The sequence below is a fragment of the Bradyrhizobium sp. IC4059 genome, assembly GCF_020193615.1.
GTDB lineage: Bacteria > Pseudomonadota > Alphaproteobacteria > Rhizobiales > Xanthobacteraceae > Bradyrhizobium > Bradyrhizobium yuanmingense.
The window spans coordinates 1,120,757-1,142,106 of the sequence record NZ_JADYVH010000001.1 but is presented as its reverse complement, the minus strand read 5'-3'; the positions used below and the strand labels follow the sequence as shown (position 1 = coordinate 1,142,106).

Sequence of the window (21,350 nt, the reverse complement as noted above, 5' to 3'; positions counted from 1 at the left end):
GCTACGAAGCGCTACCGCCGCTGATTGTACACGTCGATGCACACCGCGCCCAGCAGCACCAGGCCCTTGATGACCTGCTGATAGTCGATGCCGATGCCGAGGATGGACATGCCGTTGTTCATCACGCCCATGATCATGGCGCCGACCACGGCACCGCCGACTCGCCCGACACCGCCATAGGCCGAGGCGCCGCCGATGAAGCAGGCGGCAATGACGTCGAGCTCGAAGCCGAGGCCGGCCTTCGGAGTCGCCGTGTTGAGCCGCGCGGCGAAGACGAGGCCGGCAAGCGCGGCGAGCACGCCCATGTTGACGAAGGTGAGGAAGGTCAGGCGCTCCGTCTTGATGCCCGACAGGCTCGCCGCCTTGGCGTTGCCGCCGACGGCGTAGATCTGCCGGCCAATCACGGTGCGGCGGGTGACGAAGCCGTAGAGCGCGATCAGCGCGGTCATGATCACCAGCACGTTCGGCAGGCCGCGATGCGAGGCGATCAGATAGGTGAAATACAGCACGGCGCAGGCGAGCAAGATGCTCTTGCCGAGGAAGAACGCATAGGGTTCGACCTCGATGCCGTGCGACTGCTCGCGCGACCTTCCCTTGGCGCTGGCATAGACGAGCCCGAGCGCGAGAACGGCGCCGATCAGCATCGAGGTCGGATGCAGCGTGCCGGCCTCGGGCAGCAGTTCCGGAATGAAACCCGAGGACAGCTTCTGGAAGGTGGCCGGGAACGGCCCGAGCGACTGGCCCTGCAACACCGCGAGCGCTAGGCCCTTGAACACCAGCATGCCCGCCAACGTCACGATGAAGGAGGGGATCTTGAAATAGGCCACCCAATAGCCCTGCGCCGCACCGATCGCGCCACCGAGCGCGAGGCAAGCGATGAAGGCGAGCGTATAATCGACCTTGTAGGTCACCATCAGCAAGGCCGCCACGGCGCCGATGAAGCCTGCGACCGAGCCGACCGAAAGGTCGATATGGCCAGTGACGATGACCAGCAGCATGCCCAGCGCCATGATGACGATGTAGCTGTTCTGCAGCACCAAGTTGGTGAGGTTGAGCGGCTGCAGCAGCGTGCCGCCGGTCACGACCTGGAAGAACAGCATAATTGCAACCAGCGACATCAACATGCCGTAATTGCGCAAATTGTTCTTGATGAAGCTGCCGTGCCGGCGCTCCTCGGGCAGCGAAACCGTCTTGTCGGTCATAGCTGCGATCCTCCCATCTCCGCGGCCGCGGGCGCGGCGTTCCCAATGCTTCGTTCGTTGCGCATGATGGCGCGCATGATCTTTTCCTGTGTCGCCTCTGAGCCCTTGAACTCGCCGACGAAGGCGCCGTCGTTCATGACGCAGATGCGATCGCAGATGCCGAGCAGCTCGGGCATCTCCGAGGAGATCACCACGACGCCGCGGCCGGCTTCCGCAAGCTCGTTGATGATACAGTAAATCTCATATTTGGCACCGACGTCGATACCCCTGGTCGGCTCGTCCAGGATCAGGACCTTCGGGTCGGTCATCAGCCATTTCGACAGCACGACCTTTTGCTGGTTGCCGCCGGAGAGCTGGCCGGTCTCCTGGTAGACGTCGGAGCAGCGGATGCGCATGCGGTTGCGGTAGTCGCTGGCGACCTTGAGCTCGGCGATGTCGTCGATCACCCTGCCAGGTGCAACCTGGTCGAGGCTCGCCAGCGTAATGTTCTTGCGGACGTCGTCGGCAAGGATCAGGCCGAGCTGCTTGCGGTCCTCGGTGACGTAGGCTAGGCCGGCGTCGATCGCGGCGGCGACGCTCGGCAGCGCGATCTCACGGCCTTCGAGCCGGATAGTGCCGCTGATATTGGTGCCCCAGGAGCGGCCGAACAGGCTCATGGCGAACTCGGTGCGCCCTGCCCCCATAAGCCCGGCAATGCCCACGACCTCGCCGCGCTTGACACCGAAACTGACGTTCTTGATCACCTGCCGCTCGGGATGGATGGGGTGATAGACCGACCAGTTCTCGACGTCGAGCACGGGCTCGCCGATCTTCACGTTGCGCTCCGGGAAGCGGTGCGCCATATCGCGGTTGACCATGCTGCGGATGATGCGGTCTTCCTGGATCGGCTCGGCATGGCAGTCGATGCTGTCCACCGTGCGGCCATCGCGCAGCACGGTGATGTGGTCGGCGACCTTGGCGACCTCGTTCAGCTTGTGTGAGATCAGGATCGAGCCGATGCCCTGCTCGCGGAAGGTCATCAGGCGTTCGAGCAGCGCGGCGCTGTCGGCCTCGTTAAGGCTCGCGGTCGGCTCGTCCAGGATCAGCATCCGCACCCGCTTGGACAGCGCCTTGGCGATCTCGACGAGCTGCTGCTTGCCGACGCCGAGATCGGTGATCAGCGTATCCGGCGATTCCTTCAGGCCGACCTGCGCCAGCAGCTCGCGCGTGCGCCGGTAGACCTCGTCGCGGTCGATCACCCCCAACTTCGACGGCGGATGCGACAGGAAGATGTTCTCCGCGATCGACATCAGCGGGATCAGCGCCAGCTCCTGATGGATGATGATGATGCCCAGCGCCTCGGAATCATTGATGTCGCGGAAGCGGCGCTCCTCGCCCTCGAAGACGATGGTGCCCTCGTAGCTGCCGTGCGGATAGACCCCGCTCAGCACCTTCATCAGCGTCGACTTGCCGGCGCCGTTCTCGCCGACGAGCGCATGGATCTGCCCGGCGCGAACCGAGAAGTTGACGTCGCGCAATGCCTGCACGCCGGCAAAGCTCTTGCTGACGTTGCGCATCTCCAGCATGGCGGTCATGGCTTTGGTGTCCCTTGCGTTACTTCGTCTCTCCCCGCGTGCGGGGAGAGGTTGACTGATATCGCTGCATCCACATCGTCATTGCGAGCGCAGCGAAGCAATCCAGACAATTTCCGCGGTGGCAGACTGGATTGCTTCGCTGCGCTCGCAATGACGGAGTGCATACCAACCACTGCCCGTATGGAAAGAGGCCCCTCACCCTAACCCTCTCCCCGCAAGCGTGGAGAGGGGAAAAAGAGAGAGTCTTACTGGAACTGCGACTTCTTGTAGTAGCCGCTGTCGACCAGGGTCTTCTCCCAATTGTCCTTGTAGACCACAACCGGCTTCAGCAGATAGGACGGCACGGTCTTGACACCGTTCTCGTAGGTCTTGGTGTCGTTGACGGTGACCTGCTTGCCGGCGAGCGCGGCGTCGACCATGTCAGCGGTCACCTTGGCGAGGTCGCGGGTGTCCTTGAAGATGGTCGAGTACTGGTCGCCGCGCAGCATGGCCTTGATCGAGGGCACTTCGGCATCCTGGCCCGAGATGATGGGCATCGGCTGGCCGGCACTCCCGTAGCCGACGCCCTTCAGCGAGGAGATGATGCCGATCGAGAGGCCGTCATAGGGCGACAGCACGGCGTTGACCTTCTTGTTGCCGTAGTAGGCGCTGAGCAGGTTGTCCATGCGGGCCTGCGCAGTGGCGCCGTCCCAGCGCAGGGTCGCGACCTTATCCATGCCCATCTGGCCGGACACGACGACGAGCTTGCCGCTGTCGATATATGGCTTCAGCACGCTCATGGCGCCGTTGTAGAAGAAGTAGGCATTGTTGTCGTCGGGCGAGCCGCCGAACAGCTCGATGTTGAAGGGGCCCTTCCCGTCCTTCAGGCCGAGACCTTGCACGATCGACTCCGCCTGGAGCACGCCGACCTGGAAGTTGTCGAAGGTCGCGTAATAGTCGACGTTCGGCGTGCCGCGGATCAGGCGGTCATAGGCGATCACGGTGATGCCTTTTGCTTTCGCCTGCTTGAGCACGTCGGACAAGGTGGTACCGTCGATCGCGGCGATCACCAGCGCCTTGGCGCCCTTGGTCACCATGTTCTCGACCTGGGAGAGCTGGTTCGGGATGTCGTCCTCGGCATATTGCAGGTCGGTGTTGTAGCCGCGCTCCTTCAGCACCTTGACCATGTTGTTGCCGTCGTCGATCCAGCGCGCCGAGGACTTCGTCGGCATGGCGATGCCGACCGTCGCCTTCTGGGCGAAGGCAGCGACGCCTGTGGCCATCGTGGCGGCACTGGCCAACGCCAGCGCGAGAAATGTTGTCTTCAGTTTCAGCATGTTTCACTCCCTTTGGGTGTCAGACTTTCTTCGTGATGTCGAGAACGACGGTCGTGTACGGCTTGGGCCTCCTATGCGAGCTTGACGTCGGGTTCCGCGCGTCCGCGCGCGGTTGCTTCGAGCAGAAAGGTGCAGCCGGCTTGCGGATCGGCAGCGCGTGCCGCCGTGTCCATATCCTGCCAGGCCGACGTGACGAGCAGGCGCGACAGGTCGGGGCCGACGAAGGCGGGGCAGCTCGCCTGCTTCGCCGGCACGCTAAGCGAACGCAGGCGCTCGCCTTGCGGCGAGTAGACGTCGATCCGGCTCGCGCCCCAGCACGCATTCCAGATCTGCCCGTCGGCGTCGCATACCGAACCGTCGAGACCGCCGATGCCGCTGTGGCGCAACAGCACCTCCGGCTCGCCGCGCGGCAGGCCGGTCGCGGGGTTGAGCGGCACGGCATAGAGCACCGCACGCGGCGTGTCGGTGAAGTAGCCGGTGGCGCCGTCGGGCGAGAAGCAGATCGAATTGGGAATGCTGATGCCGGGAAACAGCGTCGAGATCTTGCCGCGATGAAGCGCGTAGATCGCGCCCGCCTTCGGCTCGGCTTTCTTGCCCATAGTGCCGATCCAGAACGTACCCGATTGATGCACGCGGCAATCGTTTGAGCGCGTCATCGGATTGTCCGCTTCGAGCGGACAGAACAGCGTCATCGAACCATCAGCGAGCTTGCGAATGTAGAGGCCATCTTCGGCGACGATCAGCTGCCGCTCGGCGTCGATACGCCCCAGCGCGCTCGCCATCCGCCCGAGCGCGTGGCTGCGGACAGTGCCGGTGCCGAGTTGCGCCTCGAACAGCTTGCCTTCGCGAATGTCGAACCACCACGCCATATCCGTGGTCACGTCATAGGTCGGACCTTCGCCGAGATGGCAAGGATGATCCGAGAGGACAGTCGTCGGCACCTGCTTCATCATGGCGACCTCACTGAAAAGCGATAGACCGTGTGATGGCGATAGACCGCGCCGGGATCGAGGCGCGGGCTCGGGAAATCCGGCCGGTTCGGCGCGTCGGGCCAGATGTGCGGCTCCAGGCACATGGCGTCCGATTGCCGGATCAGCTTGCCGCCCTTGCCGGACATCGTACCGTCGAGATAATTGCCCGAATAGACCTGAAGTCCGGGCTGATCGGTGAACAGCTCCATGATGCGCCCGGAGCGCGGCGCCTCCAGCCGCGCCGCGAGCGCAAGCTTGCCGTCGCGCCCGAGGCAGTAGGTGTGGTCGTAGCCCCTGCCGTTGCGCAATTGCGGGTCACCTTCGCGGATGCGCTCACCCACCGGCCACGGTTTGCGGAAATCGAACGGCGTGCCGGCCACGCTGCGCGGCGGCTCCGGCAGCGGAATGGCGGTGGGATCGATGGCGAGGAACTGCTCGGCGGCGACCATCAGGCGGTGGTCGAGAATGGACGTCTCTGACGTCGCACCCTCGAGGTTGAAGAAGCTGTGGTTGGTCAAATTGACGATGGTCGGCCGGTCGGTCCTCGCTTCCATCAGCAGCGACAGCTCGGTCGGGCCTGTGATGCGATAGGTCAGGCGGACGTCGAGCCTGCCCGGATAATTCTCCTCGCCGTGTGGGCTGACATAGGTGAGCGTCACCGCGGGCTCGGCGCCTTCGTCGATCTCCGCGATCTCCCAGAGCTTGCGATCAAAACCCTCGAGCCCGCCGTGCAACGCATTCGGACCGTTGTTGACCGCTAGCTGCACCGTCTCGCCTTGAAGCGAAAACTGTCCCTTGGCGATGCGGTTGGCATAGCGGCCGACGGTGGCGCCCAGAAACTTCCGTTCGGCGAGATAGCCGGCGAAGGCATCATGGCCAAGCACGACGTCGTCATATCCGCCGTTGGCATCCGGCGCGATCAACGCCTGCAGCACCGCGCCGTAGCTGATGATGCGCGCCTCGAAGCCGCCCTCCCCGCGCAGCACGACGCGCTCGACCTCGCGGCCGTCGGGCAGCGTCCCGAACACGTCTCTTGTGATTGTTGATGCGGCCATGCTCAATCCACAAACGGTTCGACGATCGTGCGCTTGCCGAGCAGGAAGGCGTCGGCGACGAGACGGAGCGGCGTCAGATCGACGTCACTTGCGCCGGTTGCTGCGAGCGCGACGAAGCGTCGGTAGAGCCCGCGATATTCCTCATCGGGCCCTTCGGCAAGCACCTTGCCGTCGACGGCCATGCGCGCGCCACCGCTGGACAGCGTCAGCCGGCCCTGATCGGTTTCGACGAGGATATCCCAGCTCTGCGGCCCGGTCTGGCGGAAGTCGAACTCGGCGGTCACGGGCAGGCCGCTGATATCCGTCAGGTTCACGTTCGCCGCGATCGGCGCCTGGCAATTGGCTGGAAAGGCCAGCTCGGCCGCGGTGACGAACACGGGCTTCGGCAGAATCCTGGTCAGGATCGACAGCGCATTGATGCCCGGATCGAACACGCCGAGGCCGCCGGGCTCCCAGATCCAGCCCTGCCCGGGATGCCAGACACGCACGTCTTCCTTCCAGCTGATGTGAACAGATTTGATGTGCCGATCAGTGAGCCATTGCCGGGCCGGCTCCACCGCCGGCGCATAGCGCGAATGCCAGGTCGCAAACAATGTCCGCTTCGTACCCGCCGCCATCGCGATCAACGGATCAAGCTCGGCAACGCCGGTGCCCGGCGGCTTCTCCAGCATGACGTGCTTGCCGGCGGCGAGCGCCGCCGCGGCCTGGGCCCGTCGCACCTGCGGCGGCGTGCAGAGCGAGACCGCGTCGATCGGCGGCCCCTTCTGAAGCAATTCCTCGATGGTCGTAAAATGCGGCACCCCCTGCAGCGAGGCGTTGCGGCTCGCCACGGCGGCAAGCGTTGCGCCCGGTGTGGCGGCGATCGCCGCCACATGCTGGTCCCGCGCGATCTTGCCGAAGCCGACGATGGCGATGCGAAGGTCTGTCACGCTTGTTCTCCAGTGTCGGCCGACGGTGGCGGCTCGGCCGGGGCGGTTTCGATCGCCGTACTGTCATGGCGGCGCATGCCGTTGTGAATGACATAGACCATGGCCTCGGATGCGGCATGGGCATCGCCCGCGACGATGGCATCGACGATCTTCTGATGCCAGAGCAGCACGGTATCGCGATCCTCCGGCTCGACCGGAGCGCTGAGCAGGAAAGAGGCGCGCAGCGCTGCTTCAATGACATGCCCAATCGAGCGCATGAACAGATTGCCCGAGGCACGCGCCACGGCAACATGAAGCGCGAGATCTGCATCTGCAAAACCGACCGAGTCGGACGCTTCATGCCGCATCCGATCCATGCTGCGGCGCAGCTCGCTGATGTCTTGCTCGGATCGCTGTGTTGCCGCCAGCATCGCCGCGCGCGGCTCCACGGCGAGACGGATCTCGGCGAGGTCGTCAAGGAAGCGCTTGTCGATGCCGGCATCGAGGTGCCAGGCCAGCACGTCTGCGTCGAACATGTTCCAGGCACCTCGCTCGCGCACGACGGTGCCGACCCGCGCCTTGGTGGTGAGCAGGCCCTTGGCGACCAGCGTCTTGACGCTCTCGCGCAGCACCGGCCGCGACACGCCGAACATTGCGATCATCTCGGCATCCCCCGGCAGGCGCGTGCCTTCCGCATAGCGGCCGGCGATGATGTCGACGCCGATCGAACGCGCCACCTCCGCATGGTTGGAATGGGCCCGCCGGGTCGGGATGACGACGATCCGCGAGGTCATGACGCCGCTCCCGCATGCTTCGCCGCCGGCCGGCGCGCAAGCGCGACCAGCCCCTGCAGCAGGGCGATGAAGGCGAATAGAAGCACGCCCGAGGTGCGGGGGATCAGCAAGAGCTTTGGCGCGGTGCAGGAGGTCGACTTCATGCTGAGACGGACGTTTCGGCCGCGCGCCAGCCGGATTCCGATCCAATCTGCGAGAAGCCGATCGTGAGCTGGGCGCTGGCCGGCGTCGCGAGCAACAAGGCGGCCATGGCGCTGGCCGCACAGAGAGCTTTAGGGGGCATCAGGCGCGTCTCCCAAGATGTTTTATCCGGGGGCGCCGATTGGTAGCATGGCACCCACAGGCCGGCCTTCGCGCCAGCGGCGGGCACTATTTCACGGAAGTTGAGTTCCGACTAGTCATATTATTTGACTATTTGGAGCAAACGCAGCCGAGGTGGAGCGAGCTGAGTTATGACACGTTCAGCGGGATTTTGCTCCCTTCATGCAACGGAGGGATGAAAAAATTAGGCGGCGCGATGGAGCCTCAGCTGTCAGCGGGGCGAAGGTGCGCCCCCGCTTGCGGGAGGCGAAGGGCAGCAGCGCTAGATCAGCTTCCGCTGCGCCAGGTTCTTCATCAGTGCGCCGATGCCGAACGTCCAGGGCTCGCACTCGTCGCTGGTGCGCATGCGGTTGACGAGCTTGCCGAGCTGAGGCGCTGCGATAGTGACAATGTCGTCGCGCTTGTGGGTGAATCCCTGCCCCGGCGCATCGCGATCCTTCACGGGTGCGAACATGGTGCCGAGGAACAGCACGAAGCCGTCAGGATATTGATGCACCTTGCCGATGGTCTGCGCGACGAGATCGGTCGGATCGCGGCTGATCTTGCTGATCGAGGAATGGCCGTCGAGAACGAAGCCGTCCGTCCCCATGACGTTCAGGCTGATGTCCAGCCTGCGCGCGTCGTCGAGCGTGAAGGTGTCGTCGAACAGGCGCAGCAGCGGGCCGATCGAGCAGGACGCGTTGTTGTCCTTGGCCTTCGACAACAGCAGCGCCGAGCGGCCCTCGAAGTCGCGCAGGTTCACGTCGTTGCCGAGCGCGCCGCCAACGATCTTGCCGCGGCTCGACACGAACAGCACGAGCTCGGGCTCGGGATTGTTCCAGGTCGATTTCGGATGCAGGCCGGCATCCATGCCGGTGCCGACCGACGACAAGGTGGGCGCCTTGGTGAAAACCTCGGCATCCGGACCGATGCCGACCTCAAGATATTGGCTCCAGGCATTCTGATCGATCAGCACTTGCTTCAGGTGCATCGCCTGATCCGAGCCCGGCTTGAGCTTTGACAGATCGTCGCCGATCAGGCGCGTCACTTCTTTCCGGATCGCTTCGGCCGAGGCCGGATTGCCCTTGGCGCGCTCTTCGATGACACGTTCGAGCATCGAGATCGCAAAGGTGACCCCGGCGGCTTTCAGCGTCTGGAGATCGACGGGCGCGAGCAGCCAGGCCTTTTGGGGATCGCGCCCGTCCGGCGGGGTGTTGGCCACGATCGCCTCGAGATCACCGATGCGCTCGCCCTTGGTGGCGGCAAGCGCCTTGGCGGGATCGTCCGTCTCGCAGAGCGCGCTGATGGTCGGATATTTTGCTGTGACGTCATACACGCCGTCACCGCGCACGGCGACGATGGCCGGACCGTTGACCTGCGGCAGCCAGACGCGGCCGACCAGCGTTCCCTTCGTGCCGTCCTCGGGGAGAAGGTCCTTTACAGTCAATGTCGTCATGGCCGCGTCCTCGCTGTTCTAAGGAATGGCCGCATTCGCAGCGGCCGTTCCCGTGAGCGAAGACCAATAAACGTCTGGCGCTGGAAGTCCAGAGCGGCGACGCGCCGTGCAATTATGCCCCTGCCCGCGCCTTTCGCGCCGCAATCTGGTGCAGTGCCCAGCGCGCATTCTTGCGGACATCAGGATCAGGATCGTCGGCGATCACGGCCAGGAATGCCTCGCCGTCGGGATGGCCGATCTCGCCTAGCGCGGCCGCGGCCTCTTTGCGCAAATTCGCCTGGTCGTGATTGACGCAATTGCCGATCGGCCGCACCGCGCGTTCGATCTTCATCTTGCCAAGGCTGCGGATCGCCTTCAGCCGCACCTGCCAGAAATCATCCGCGAGGCAAGCGACGAGCTGATCAGCCGCGATTGCACCATTCACGTTCAGACCCAGCGTCTCCGCTGCCATCTCGCGGACCATCCAGTCGGCATCCTTCAGCGCGCGGGTGATGGTCTCCGCCGCCGGCTTCATCTGCGAAAAGGCCAATGCGCTCACGGCGGCGCGGCGCACATGGGCATCGGGATCGTTGATCAGCGCGGTTAGCGCCGGAATGGATTCTTCCAGCTTGAGAAAGCCGATCACGCCGATCGCCTGCACACGGACGGCGGCGTCAGGGTCCTGGAGCGCTTCCAGCGCGGGCTTGAGTGTATCCCTGCGGCGCAGTTCCTTCAGCGCGCGCAGAGCGCCCATGCGGACGAAAGCGTGGGTATGCCTGACCAGCGGCAGGATCGCGTCGGCGCAGGCGGGATCCTTGAATTCAGCCATGCTGTCGGCCGCAGCCGCCGCGACGATCCTCTCGGGATCGACGAGCAGCTTCACCAGCGCGCTTGCTGCCTCCGGTCCGTCGAACTCGCCGAGCGCCATCGCGACCTGCTGGCGCACACCGGCATCGGGATCGGTGACCATTTTGGCGAGATGTGCGACCGCGGCGGGATCGCCGGAATGACCGAGTGCAATGATGGCGACGCGGCGTTCGGCGGGATCGGCCGCCTGCAGCCGCTCGTCGGCGTCCTCGAGATCGTCATAGGATTCGAACGGGCTCGACATGATCACCTCAACAGATAGGGAATGTTGACGGTGACGGCGCCGGTCGGACAATCCGCTTCGCAGGGCATGCAATACCAGCACTCGTCATAGGCCATGTAGGCCTTGTTGGTCATGTCGCTGATGCGCAGCACGTCGAGCGGGCAGACATCGACGCACACCGTGCAGCCCTTGTCCGCGATGCATTTGGCGTCGTCGACCACCACCGGAACCGATGTCTGATAGGACGCGAGAGGCATGTGATGTCTCCTGTTGGCTATGTTCTGGTGGATCAGGCCGAGGCGCGAATGCGCTGCTTGTCGTAGAGGTCCTTCTCGTCGTCCGCGATCGGCACGACATAGGGCTCGACTGCGCGCTTCTCGCTGGTCATCCTGCCGTCCTGCTTGGACAGCAGCGTGTGGCAGAACCAGTTCTCGTTGTCCTTCTCCGGGAAATCCGTCCGCCAGTGATAGAGACCCCAGCGGCTCTCTTCGCGGTAGAGCGAGGCGTGTGCGGCCATATCGGCACAGTCCATGATCGACTGCACTTCGAGCGCGCGCAGCAATTCGTGCGCGTTGCGCGCGATCATGCGCTCCTGCATATCCTCACGCGCTTCGGCGAGCCGCCGCATGCCGAGCTCATATTTGCGCGTGACCTTCGGCGGCTGGAGATAGTCGTTGACCAGACGGCGGGTCTTGTACTCGATCTGGTTCGGCGGAATGCCGTCCTCGCGCTTGGTCGGCGCCATCACGCGCTCGCGTTCCATGGCGACGTCGGCCGCGTCGAATTCCGCGAAATCATGGTTGTCGGCGAACTCCATCGCGTCGATGCCTGCGACCGAGCCGTTGGTGAAGGCGCCGAGCATGTAATTGTGCGGGACGCTCGCCATGTCGCCGGCGGCGTAGAGGCCGGGTACGGTGGTGCGGGCATTGTCGTCGACGAACACGCCTGACGCGCTGTGGCCGGAGCAGAAGCCGATCTCGGAGATATGCATCTCGATGGACTCACTGCGGTAGTCGACCCCGCGCCCCTGCTGGAACAGGCCGCGCGTCGGACGCTCGACCTTGTGCAGCGTGGATTCGATCTCGGAAATGGTGTCGGGGTGGAGATGCTTGAGCTGGAGGAACACGGGACCCTTGCCGGAGAGGAGCTCGTTGTAGAACTCCAGCATCATCTGGCCGGACCAGTAGTCGCATTCGATGAAGCGCGAGCCTTCGTTGTTTGCCGTATATGCGCCGAACGGGCCGGCGACATAGGCGCAGGCCGGGCCGTTATAGTCCTTGATCAGCGGGTTGATCTGGAAGCATTCGAGGTTCGCGAGCGCTGCGCCGGCGTGATAGGCCATGGCGTAACCGTCGCCGGAATTGGCGGCGTTCTCGTAGGTGCCGAACATGTAGCCGGACGTCGGCAGACCGAGGCGACCGGCGGCGCCCATGCAGAGGATCACGGCCTTGGCCTTGATCACCAGCATCTCGGCGGTACGCGTATTGACGCTGATGGCGCCGGCAATGCGGCCGTCGCCCGATTTGACCAGGCGCGTCGCCATGTAGCGGTTGGAAATGAGGATGCGGGCGCGGCGGAGCTGGCGATACAGCGCCTTCTTCACGGTCTCGCCGTTCGGCATGGGCAGAACGTAAGTGCCGATGTGGTGCACCTTCTTGACGGCATAGTCGCCGTTCTCGTTCTTCAGGAAGCGGATGCCGAAACTGTCGAGCTCCTCGATGATGCTGTAGCAGTTCTGCGCGTATTTATAGACCGCCTTCTGGTCGACGATGCCGTCATTGGCGATGGTGATTTCCTTGGTGTACTGCTCGGGCGTCGCGTAACCGGGGATGACGGCGTTGTTGAGCCCATCCATACCCATCGAGATCGCGCCGGAGCGCTTGACGTTCGCCTTCTCGAGCAGGACGACATTGGCCTTCGGGTTCTTCAGCTTCGCCTTCAGTGCCGCCATCGGGCCGGCTGTGCCGCCGCCGATCACCAGCACATCGCAGGAAACTTCCGAAAGTCCATCGACGATCTGATCTAGTGCCATCGCTTGCTCCTGGTTCGCCGATCCCGGCGCCTTTGCGTCAGATTTGTTCAGGGGGCGTCGCCGCGATAGCAATTAGTTGTCGCTGGGACGCGATTTGTAGCTCAGCGCTCGACGAAGGCTTTTTCGATGACGAAATGGCCGGGCTGGCTATGGTTGCCCTCGACGAAGCCGCGCCCCGCGAACATCGCGTGGAGTTCCTCGAGCATCGCCGGGCTGCCGCACAGCATGATGCGGTCCGTTTCGATGTCGAGGCTCGCTTGTCCGATATCCTCGAAGAGCTGATTCGAGACGATCAGGTCGGTGATGCGACCGCGATTCCGGAACGGCTCGCGGGTGACGGTCGGGTAGTAGACGAGCTTGTCGCCGATCAATGGGCCGAAGAATTCGTGATTGCGCAGGCCCTCGACGAGGTGCTCGCCATAGGCGAGTTCCGAGACCTGGCGGCAGCCATGGGCCAGCACGATGGTCTCGTAATTCTCATAGACGTCGGGGTCCTTGATCAGGCTGGCGAAGGGCGCCAGGCCCGTTCCGGTCGAGAGCAGCAGCAGGCGTTTTCCCGGAATGAGGTTGCCGGTAATCAGCGTGCCCGTCGCCTTGCGCCCGACCAGGATGATGTCACCTTCCCTGATCTTCTGAAGGCGCGAGGTGAGCGGGCCGTCCTGCACCTTGATCGAGAAGAATTCGAGCGCCTCCTCGTGATTGGCGCTGGCCATGCTGTAGGCCCGCATCAACGGCTTGCCCCCGACCTCCAGACCAATCATTGCGAACTGGCCGTTCTGGAAGCGGAAGCCGGGATCGCGCGTCGCGGTGAAGCTGAACAGGGAATCGGTCCAGTGCCTGACCGACAGAACCGTCTCCTTCTGAAATGCACTCATCGTCTCTCCTTGGTCATCGATGACGCGCAAGGTTTCGGAGAGAGGAGAGTCCGGCAATTCGGAAGTGAAATTCCCGGTCGATTAGTTTCACATTTCGCGTGGGTTGCTCGAAGAGCAGGCTCGCGATCCCGCCCGCACCGGCAATTAGTTGCTATTCGTGCGTTCCCGCCTCGACGTAGAATGAAGTCAGAGGTTCGTCATGACAATGACATTGGTGGTACCGACCGTGGCCGGCTACGAAGCCAGCGCCGATCTCGCTTCGCTCCTGGTCCGCACGGCGCAGGACGACGCGCTCAGCGTTTCTGCCGAAACACTCCGCCTCTCCTGCAAATGCGCCCATTGCACCCGCGCCCGCTTCGACGGCCGCTTCCCCAAAGCGTTTCCGGGGATTGCGATCACCGACATCGGCGATCTCGGCTATGGGCTGAACATCTCGTTTTCGGATGGGCACAACCGGGGGATATATCCGAAGTCGTATCTGCTGAACTTGGCGGGGCAGTGACCCGGTCTTCGGTGTCGTTTCCCCGCGCGAGGCGTCTGCCCCCATCTGGCACGGACATTGCTCCTCTTTAGAACGATTTGAACGTTCGGGAGGCAGGCGATGTTGCAGGCGGCGAATGCGGTGCGCGGGGCTGTTCCCGCAGCGATACGGCCTGCCGGCAGCTCCTCGCTACTGCTCACCGAGAACCAGCAATGGATCGGGGGTCCACCACCGTTGATGGACAAGCTCTCACCTCGCGAGCGGGAGTTGGTGCTGAAGCAGGGCCGCCGCAAGGTCCTCAACCGCGGCCAGACGCTGTTCAGCCAGGGCGGCAAGCATGACGGCATCTGGCTGATCGAGAGCGGCCGCATCCGCGTGTTCTACACCTCGCCACTCGGACGCGAAATCACGCTGGCCTATTGGCATGTTGGCAATTTCGTCGGCGGCCCCGAAGTGTTCGAAGGCACCGTGCATCAATGGTCCGGCGTTGCCTCCAGTAATTGCAGCGTCGTGCACCTGCCCGGAAAGGAACTGCGGTCCCTTGCTACAGAGATCCCGAACCTCGCGATTGGCCTGATCGAAGGCCTGACGTTCAAGGGCAAATGCTATTCGGCGCTGGCCCAGATGCTGGGGACGCGCTCGATCACGCAGCGTCTCGCCCATCTCTTGCTGCATCTCGTCGAGCTCTACGGCGTCGCGGATGCCGACGGCACGGTGATCGCCGCGGCCTTCACCCACGCCGACATCGCCCACATGGTCGGCGCCACCAGGCAATGGGTCACGATCAGCCTGAAGCGGATGCAGGAGAAGGGAATCGTGCTGACCAAACGGTCGCAGATCGTGGTCTGCCGGACCGACATTCTCGAGGAGATGCGCGGCCAGGCGACGGATTGAAGGGGGCCCGCGACCATGGCCGATGCACAGGCAAGCGGCTTTATAGTGCAGGACTGCCCAAGGAGTATGCAATCAGCTTTTCCCGGCAACTAATCGACTGCGGCGGCCACTCCGGATTTGCCCTGCTTGCGCCCTCCCCCAATCATGGCACCCACAGCACATCCAACCGAATGAGGATGAGAATGGTCCGCCATCTTCCCACGCTCTCGATCGCGATGTCGGTGACGTCGCTGGCGCTGCTCGTCGCGCAGCCGGCTTCTGCGGAAACCGTCAAGCTCGGCATCGGAACGCAGGATACCACGACCAACACGGTCACCGCAGGCGTCGTCATCCGCCAATTGCAACTGCTCGAGAAGTACCTGCCGAAGGACGGCAAATACGCCAACATCAAGTTCGAGCTCGAATGGCAGAACTTCACCTCCGGTCCGCCCGTCACCAACGCGATGATGGCGAACAAGCTGCAGATCGGGATGATGGGCGACTATCCGCTCATCGTGAACGGATTCACCTTCGAGAGCAATCCGGAAAGCAAGAGCCGCCTCGTCGGCATCGCCGCCTACAGCCTGTCCGGCTCGGGCAACGGCCTCGTCGTCCACAAGGACTCACCCTATTACGACCTCGCCGATCTCAAGGGTAAGCTCGTCAGCGTGCCTTTCGGCTCCGCCGCGCACGGCATGGTGCTGAAAGCGATGCAGGATCGCGGCTATGCGTCCGATTTCTTCCAGCTCGTCAGCCAGAGCCCGGAGGTCGGCTCGACCAATCTGCAGGAGAAGAAGATCGACGGGCACGCCGATTTCGTCCCCTTCGCCGAGCTGTTGCCGTTCCGCGGCTTCGCGCGGAAGATCTTCGACGGCGTCGAAACGAACTTGCCGACCTTCCACGGCATCGTGGTTCGCACCGACTTCGCCGAAAAATATCCCGAGGTCGTCGTCGCCTATTTCAAGGCGCTAATCGCCGCCAATCAGTGGCTGCGCGCGGATCCCAAGCTGGCCGCCGAGAAGATCCAGGAATGGACCGGCATCAACAAGGAGGTCGTCTACATCTTCTTAGGGCCCAGCGGCAATATGACGACCGATCCGACTATCAAGCCGGCGCTGATCGATGCGGCCACGACCGACGTCAAGGTGCTGCAGAATCTCGGCCGCATGAAGGAGTTCGATCCGAAAAAATGGGTCGACGACAAATACATCCGCAAGGCCTATGCTGAAATGAAGCTCGACTACGACGCCCAGCTCGCGAGCACCAACAACTATGAGATCTCGGGCGAGGACAGCTTCTGCAAGAAGCCCATCACCGATCCGCGCAAGGCGGGCGAAGTTTGGGTCGACGGTGCCGGCATCATGCCCTTCTCGTCCGCCAGCTGCACGCTCGGCGCCTATGCCGACTACAAGGCCAAGGGCAAGAAGATCAACGTCGCCTACGTCTTCGACACCACGCGCGGCATCAAGCTGTTCGCCGATCAGGCCTTCTTCGCGGTCGGCAATAGCGAGGTCGCCCCGTTCCTGCTGAAGAAGGACGCCGAAGCCTACGCTGCCAAGATCAGCGGCAAGGTGCTCGGCTTCGATGAAGCGATGAAGGCCGCCGTCGGCGGAGGCAAGACGTGAGCAGCCCCGCCCTCGTCAGACAGCCCGAGGACAGCATGCCGGCAACAGCACTTGCTGAGGCGGGCTCCGCGCCCGCCGCCATCATCCGGCCTTCGACGCCGCCTTCCTTGGGTACATTCGCCTTGCGCTGGTACCGGCTCAATCGGGCAGGTCTGCGCGCGGCGGCAATCGGCGTGATTTCGCTGCTCGCCTTTCTGCTGGTCTGGCATCTGCTCACGACCTATCGGGTCGTGTTCTTCGTGCGCTTCACCAACGTGCCCTCGCCGCTCGCGGTCTATGACAGCTTCATAAAGGCGATTCACGATCCTAAATTCCTGATGCACATCCTGCTCAGTTGCCGGCGCATCTTCATCGGATTCTCGCTCGCGGCGATCGTCGGCGTGCCGCTCGGCCTGATCATGGGGCGCTTCAAGCTGGTGCATGAGGTGATTTTCCCGGTCGCCGAAGTGCTGCGGCCGATCCCGGCAATCGCCTGGGTGCCGATGGCGATCATGCTGTGGCCGACCAACGAGCAGAGCATCGTCTACATCACCTTCCTCGGTTCGTTCTTCCCGATTCTCGTCAACACCCTGCACGGCATGTCGCTGGTCGACCCCGTGCTGGTACGCGCCGCACAATGTCTCGGCGCGCGCGAACGCTCGATCTTTCGGGAGGTCTATTTCCCAGCCTCGCTGCCGCACATCTTCACCGGCCTCACCGTCGGCATGGGCGTCGCCTGGGTGTCGCTGATCGCGGCCGAGATGATCTCCGGTCAGTACGGCATCGGTTACTTCACCTGGGAAGCTTATTCGCTGGTCCAATATGCCGACATCGCGCTCGGCATGATCGCGATCGGGGTGCTCGGCCTCGGATCGAGCCTGCTGATCCGGGGCGCGGGGCAATTGGTGATGCCGTGGAGATCGACATGAGCGAGGTGCTAGCGAACAGTTCAAAAGGCCACATCGAAGTCAAGAACTTCTCCCTCGCCTACGAGACCATCGAGGGCGCGGTGCAGGCTGTCACCGACACGCAGATCCATGTGCGGCCCGGCGAGTTCGTGTCGATCGTCGGCCCGTCCGGCTGCGGAAAGTCGACGCTGCTCAATGCGGTCGCAGGCTTCCTCAAGCCGACGACCGGTGTAGTTACCGTCGACGGCGAGCGGGTAAACGGTCCGAGCGCCGAACGCGGCATGGTGTTTCAGCAATATTCTCTTTTTCCGTGGAAAACCGTGCGCGAGAACGTCGAGTTCGGCCTGAAGATGCGCGGCATGCCGCGCTCGCAGCGCGAACGCGCCGCGCGCACGCTGTTGGGGCTTGCGGGACTCGAAGCGTTCGAAAAGCATTATCCGGAAAAGCTCTCCGGCGGCATGAAGCAGCGCGTCGGCATCGTCCGCGCGCTCGCGACGGGACCGAAAGTGCTGTTGCTGGACGAGCCCTTCGGCGCGCTCGACGCGCAGACGCGCGTCATCATGCAGCAGATCCTCACCAATATGTGGCAGCGGCTGAAGATCTCGGTGCTGTTTGTCACCCACGACATTGACGAAGCCATCTTCCTGTCCGACCGCGTCTATTGCATGACCGCGCGGCCGGGCTCGATCAAGGCGGAGATCCCGATCCCGCTGGAGCGGCCGCGGCAGCAATCGATGATGATGTCGTCGGAATTCTTGGCGCTCCGCCGCGGGCTGATGTCGCTGATCCGCGAAGAGAGCCTGAAGGCGATGGGCGGCGAGATCAACGACTTGGGCATGCAGGGGCTGAACATCGAGCTGCACGGCCACTCGCTCGCGGACGTGATTTAGCTTACCGCTCGCAGCAATGACGGTCTCGTAGGGTGGGCAAAGCGAAAGCGTGCCCACGGTTCTCCGTCTCTTAAGAACGGTCGGCACGGCGCTTGCGCCCCTTTGCCCACCCTACTGCAGCTTTGCCCTGATCACTTGAACCAGTGCACCAGCGCGATGCTGATCCCCAGCAGCAGCAGCAGCGACAGCGTCACGGCCGCCGTCACCCGGCCGCCGACATTGGCGAGCACGCGCACGTCGACGCCAAGGCCGAGGGCGGCCATCGAGACCACCGTGAGAAAGCTCGTGATCGTCGTCACGGGGCCAACCACCGTCGCCGGCACGATCTCCAGCGAGCGCAGGGTCGCAAGCGCAAGGAAGCCGAGGATGAACCAGGGGACCAGGCGGAAGAAGCCGACGCTGGTTTTCTTGGCATCGCTCTGCCAGCGCGAAGCGACCAGCGACAGGCCGACGACGACCGGGCCGAGCATCAGGACACGCATCAGCTTCACCAGCGTGCCGATCTGGGTTGAGACGAGACCTGCCGGCACCGTCGCGGCGAGCACCTGCGGCACTGCGTAAACGGTGAGCCCGGCGAGAATGCCGTACTGCGTTGCGGACAATTGCAGCAGCGGGATCAGCAGCGGCAGGCCCAGCACCATCATCACGCCAAGGATCGCCGTAAAGGAGATCGAGGATGCAATCTCGTCGTTGCTGGCGCCGATGATGGGCGCCACTGCGGCGATGGCGGAATTGCCGCAGATCGAGTTGCCGCAGGCGATCAGGATCGACAGCCGCGTCGACAGGCCGAGTAGCCGGCTGAGGCCGAAGGAGACGCAGAGCGCGACCACGACGACCGCGGCGATGGAGGCGAGCAGCGCAATGCCGGAAGCCGCGATCGCGGCAAAGCTGATGGAGGCCCCGAGCAGCATCACCGCGACTTCCAGCAGTTGCTTGGCGCTGAAGGCGATGCCGGCCTGCCACCGCGGGGCCGGCTTCCAGAAGCTGCGCACCGCCATGCCGAGCAGGATCGCCATGACCAGCGCCTCGACATAGGGGTGCTCGAACATGCCCAGTTCGGCCCGCTCGAGCAGGGCCGACACACCGGCCACGAGAACGCAGAGGAGGATGCCCGGAATCAGCGCCGCAATACGGCCCGCGGCGGTGACCGGCTTGGAATCGGCCGGGCTGGATGCTTGATTCTGCGACACAAATCTCTCCCGAAGGAGAAAGATTTATACGCACCACGACCCGATTGGGAAATATGTTTTCGACATATCAGGGCCGAGAGAAGTTCTGTCCTCGGACCGGAATAAACGGCCTCAGAAGATCAGGTTCTTGGCCAGCGAGGCGACGCGGCTGAAACCGTCATAGATGCCGGGCTCGAAGAAGGCTGCACGGGCCAGCACGATGCCCGCGACCAGCGACCAGAACAGGGTGGTGCCGGCCCGCAGCAGGAGCTTCGAGGCGCGCGACTTCGGCTGTGTGTCCGTTGCGGACACCAGTTGCTCGCCGAAGGGCTCAAATCCAGTGCGTTCCATGGCTGCCGATCCACCAATGTCTGGCGGAAATGTCGTCGTTTCGGCTGCAAACAGCAATGGAAGCGATTGGCGTTTTTGCCCTCGTAAGGGGAAACTCCTTCCTCCTGACAGGACCGCGGCAATAGTTTTCTTCTTTCCGCCTATTTGGACACCACCGCTCCGGTCACAACGCCTTCACCGCGTCGGGATTCCCCGGGGGCTCGGGAGCACGGCGGCAGCGCCATCTTCCAGTCGGTTGATGGCGCCGCACCGACGATGGCCCATCTCGCTACGCCGCCAGCCCGCTCTCCACCGGCGCAAACTCCAGCCCCAGACTCTCCGCCACCGCCTTGTTCGTCACCCGGCCGCGATGCACGTTGAGCCCATTGCGCAGATGCGGATTCTCCAAGACCGCCGCAAAGCCCTTGTTCGCCAGCATCAGGCCGAACGGCAGCGTCGCGTTGTTCAGGGCCTGGCTCGAGGTCACGGGCACCGCTCCCGGCATGTTGGCGACGCAATAGTGAACGACGCCGTCGACCTCGTAGGTCGGCTCCGCGTGCGTGGTCGGGTGCGAGGTCTCAAAGCAACCGCCCTGGTCGATCGCGACGTCGACCAGCACGGCTCCCGGCCGCATCGATTTCAGCATCGCACGGGTGACGAGCTTCGGCGCGCTGGCGCCGGGCACCAGCACTGCACCGATCACGACGTCGGCGGCGAACACCTCGTCCTCGACCGCCTCGATGGTGGAGAAACGGGTGCGTACGCGTCCAACAAACAGATCGTCTAGTTCGCGCAGGCGCGGGATCGAGCGGTCGATCACGGTGACTTCGGCACCTAAGCCGGCGGCCATGCGTGCCGCCTGCGTTCCGACCACGCCGCCGCCGAGCACGACGACGCGTGCCGGCTGCACGCCGGGCACGCCGCCGAGCAGCAGGCCGGGGCCGCCGCTGGAACGCTTGAGCGCGGCGCCGGCGGCCTCGATGGCGAGGCGGCCGGCGACTTCGCTCATCGGGGCGAGCAGCGGGAGGTGACCGCTCGCGTCCGTGACGGTTTCATAGGCGATTGCGGTGCAGCCGGAAGCAAGCAGGCCCTTGGCCTGGTCGGGATCCGGCGCAAGATGAAGGTAAGTAAAAAGGATCTGGCCTTCGCGAAGCTGAGCCCATTCGCTCTTCTGCGGCTCCTTCACCTTCACGATCATGTCGGACTTTGCAAAGATCTCGCGAGCGGTCTCGGCAATGGACGCCCCTGCCCGCCGGTACACCTCGTCGGACGCACCGATGCCGCTGCCGGCGCCGCTCTCGACCGTCACCTGGTGCCCGGCGGCAACGTATTCGCGGACCGCACCTGGGGTGAGCCCGACCCGATATTCCTGCACCTTGATCTCCTTCGGGACTCCGACGCGCATCTTGATCTCCCTCGCCAATGCTTTGATTCCATTGTTGATCGTAGCGAGAGGGTCGGTTTGGTTTCGTGCAAATATCCGCTACCTTGGCAGCGCCCGCGCCGGTTTCCGGCGCGAAATGGTCCTTTGACGCTGGAAACG

21 protein-coding genes and 1 pseudogene are annotated in these 21,350 nt (G+C 63.7%); 5 read left to right on the top strand and 17 right to left on the bottom strand.

What is annotated here, in order from left to right; all coding sequences use genetic code 11:
* Positions 1-11: 11 nt before the first annotated feature.
* From mmsB to I6F12_RS05170, 14 genes and pseudogenes are all read right to left on the bottom strand, one after another.
* Positions 12-1,202 (bottom strand): multiple monosaccharide ABC transporter permease, encoded by a 1,191-nt coding sequence (gene mmsB / locus I6F12_RS05235; protein WP_036005525.1) that lies wholly within the window; start codon positions 1,200-1,202, stop codon positions 12-14.
* Positions 1,199-2,776: a multiple monosaccharide ABC transporter ATP-binding protein gene (gene mmsA / locus I6F12_RS05230; RefSeq protein WP_225141340.1), complete on the bottom strand. Its 1,578-nt coding sequence runs from the start codon at positions 2,774-2,776 to the stop codon at positions 1,199-1,201. The genes mmsB and mmsA overlap by 4 nt, the downstream gene beginning before the upstream one ends.
* Positions 2,777-3,021: 245 nt before the next feature.
* A complete protein-coding gene (gene chvE / locus I6F12_RS05225) occupies positions 3,022-4,092 on the bottom strand; it encodes a multiple monosaccharide ABC transporter substrate-binding protein (RefSeq protein ID WP_036005529.1) in 1,071 nt (356 codons plus the stop codon).
* Positions 4,093-4,163: 71 nt separating this feature from the next.
* Complete coding sequence (locus I6F12_RS05220; RefSeq protein WP_225155752.1) at positions 4,164-5,042, bottom strand: SMP-30/gluconolactonase/LRE family protein; 879 nt, start codon at positions 5,040-5,042, stop codon at positions 4,164-4,166.
* Positions 5,042-6,118: an aldose epimerase family protein gene (locus tag I6F12_RS05215; protein ID WP_225155649.1), complete on the bottom strand. Its 1,077-nt coding sequence runs from the start codon at positions 6,116-6,118 to the stop codon at positions 5,042-5,044. Before I6F12_RS05215 ends, I6F12_RS05220 begins: the two co-directional genes overlap by 1 nt.
* A gap of 2 nt (positions 6,119-6,120) precedes the next feature.
* Positions 6,121-7,047, bottom strand: coding sequence for a Gfo/Idh/MocA family oxidoreductase (locus tag I6F12_RS05210; RefSeq protein WP_225155648.1), 927 nt, complete (start codon positions 7,045-7,047; stop codon positions 6,121-6,123).
* Positions 7,044-7,820, bottom strand: a complete 777-nt coding sequence (locus tag I6F12_RS05205) for a FadR/GntR family transcriptional regulator (protein WP_036005559.1) — start codon at positions 7,818-7,820, stop codon at positions 7,044-7,046. The genes I6F12_RS05210 and I6F12_RS05205 overlap by 4 nt, the downstream gene beginning before the upstream one ends.
* Positions 7,817-7,963, bottom strand: coding sequence for a hypothetical protein (locus tag I6F12_RS05200; protein WP_157784002.1), 147 nt, complete (start codon positions 7,961-7,963; stop codon positions 7,817-7,819). The genes I6F12_RS05205 and I6F12_RS05200 overlap by 4 nt, the downstream gene beginning before the upstream one ends.
* A gap of 5 nt (positions 7,964-7,968) precedes the next feature.
* Positions 7,969-8,103 (bottom strand): annotated as a pseudogene (locus tag I6F12_RS05195) (sugar ABC transporter substrate-binding protein); the annotation flags it as partial.
* 300 nt (positions 8,104-8,403) lie between these two features.
* Positions 8,404-9,576, bottom strand: a complete 1,173-nt coding sequence (locus tag I6F12_RS05190; RefSeq protein ID WP_225155647.1) for a fumarylacetoacetate hydrolase family protein — start codon at positions 9,574-9,576, stop codon at positions 8,404-8,406.
* 112 nt (positions 9,577-9,688) lie between these two features.
* Complete coding sequence (locus I6F12_RS05185; RefSeq protein ID WP_225155646.1) at positions 9,689-10,666, bottom strand: HEAT repeat domain-containing protein; 978 nt, start codon at positions 10,664-10,666, stop codon at positions 9,689-9,691.
* Positions 10,667-10,668: 2 nt separating this feature from the next.
* Complete coding sequence (locus tag I6F12_RS05180) at positions 10,669-10,902, bottom strand: ferredoxin family protein (protein ID WP_007593252.1); 234 nt, start codon at positions 10,900-10,902, stop codon at positions 10,669-10,671.
* Between the two features lie 32 nt (positions 10,903-10,934).
* Positions 10,935-12,677 (bottom strand): fumarate reductase/succinate dehydrogenase flavoprotein subunit, encoded by a 1,743-nt coding sequence (locus I6F12_RS05175; RefSeq protein ID WP_036023365.1) that lies wholly within the window; start codon positions 12,675-12,677, stop codon positions 10,935-10,937.
* A gap of 101 nt (positions 12,678-12,778) precedes the next feature.
* A complete protein-coding gene (locus I6F12_RS05170) occupies positions 12,779-13,552 on the bottom strand; it encodes a ferredoxin--NADP reductase (protein ID WP_225155645.1) in 774 nt (257 codons plus the stop codon).
* Between the two features lie 205 nt (positions 13,553-13,757).
* On the opposite strand from I6F12_RS05170, the gene I6F12_RS05165 reads away from it, so the two are divergent.
* From I6F12_RS05165 to I6F12_RS05145, 5 genes are all read left to right on the top strand, one after another.
* Entirely contained in the window at positions 13,758-14,054 is a 297-nt protein-coding gene (locus I6F12_RS05165; protein ID WP_193760229.1) for a gamma-butyrobetaine hydroxylase-like domain-containing protein, read from the top strand.
* A 99-nt stretch (positions 14,055-14,153) separates the two neighbouring features.
* Positions 14,154-14,927 carry a Crp/Fnr family transcriptional regulator gene (locus I6F12_RS05160; RefSeq protein WP_225155644.1) on the top strand — a complete coding sequence of 258 codons (774 nt, stop codon included), beginning with the start codon at positions 14,154-14,156 and terminating at the stop codon, positions 14,925-14,927.
* A gap of 182 nt (positions 14,928-15,109) precedes the next feature.
* The gene (locus I6F12_RS05155) at positions 15,110-16,531 is read left to right on the top strand and encodes an ABC transporter substrate-binding protein (RefSeq protein WP_036023356.1); all 1,422 of its coding nucleotides are present in this window, start codon (positions 15,110-15,112) and stop codon (positions 16,529-16,531) included.
* Positions 16,528-17,439 carry an ABC transporter permease gene (locus I6F12_RS05150; RefSeq protein ID WP_225155643.1) on the top strand — a complete coding sequence of 304 codons (912 nt, stop codon included), beginning with the start codon at positions 16,528-16,530 and terminating at the stop codon, positions 17,437-17,439. Before I6F12_RS05155 ends, I6F12_RS05150 begins: the two co-directional genes overlap by 4 nt.
* Positions 17,436-18,308, top strand: coding sequence for an ABC transporter ATP-binding protein (locus I6F12_RS05145; RefSeq protein WP_225145956.1), 873 nt, complete (start codon positions 17,436-17,438; stop codon positions 18,306-18,308). The genes I6F12_RS05150 and I6F12_RS05145 overlap by 4 nt, the downstream gene beginning before the upstream one ends.
* Positions 18,309-18,439: 131 nt before the next feature.
* Here I6F12_RS05145 and I6F12_RS05140 read toward each other — a convergent pair whose 3' ends face one another.
* The 3 genes from I6F12_RS05140 to ald all read right to left on the bottom strand — a co-directional run bounded on the left by I6F12_RS05140 (position 18,440) and on the right by ald (position 21,212).
* Positions 18,440-19,498, bottom strand: a complete 1,059-nt coding sequence (locus I6F12_RS05140) for a putative sulfate exporter family transporter (protein WP_036005585.1) — start codon at positions 19,496-19,498, stop codon at positions 18,440-18,442.
* A 111-nt stretch (positions 19,499-19,609) separates the two neighbouring features.
* Complete coding sequence (locus tag I6F12_RS05135) at positions 19,610-19,828, bottom strand: hypothetical protein (protein ID WP_027546306.1); 219 nt, start codon at positions 19,826-19,828, stop codon at positions 19,610-19,612.
* Positions 19,829-20,096: 268 nt separating this feature from the next.
* The gene (gene ald / locus I6F12_RS05130; RefSeq protein ID WP_225155642.1) at positions 20,097-21,212 is read right to left on the bottom strand and encodes an alanine dehydrogenase; all 1,116 of its coding nucleotides are present in this window, start codon (positions 21,210-21,212) and stop codon (positions 20,097-20,099) included.
* Between the last annotated feature and the right edge of the window lie 138 nt (positions 21,213-21,350).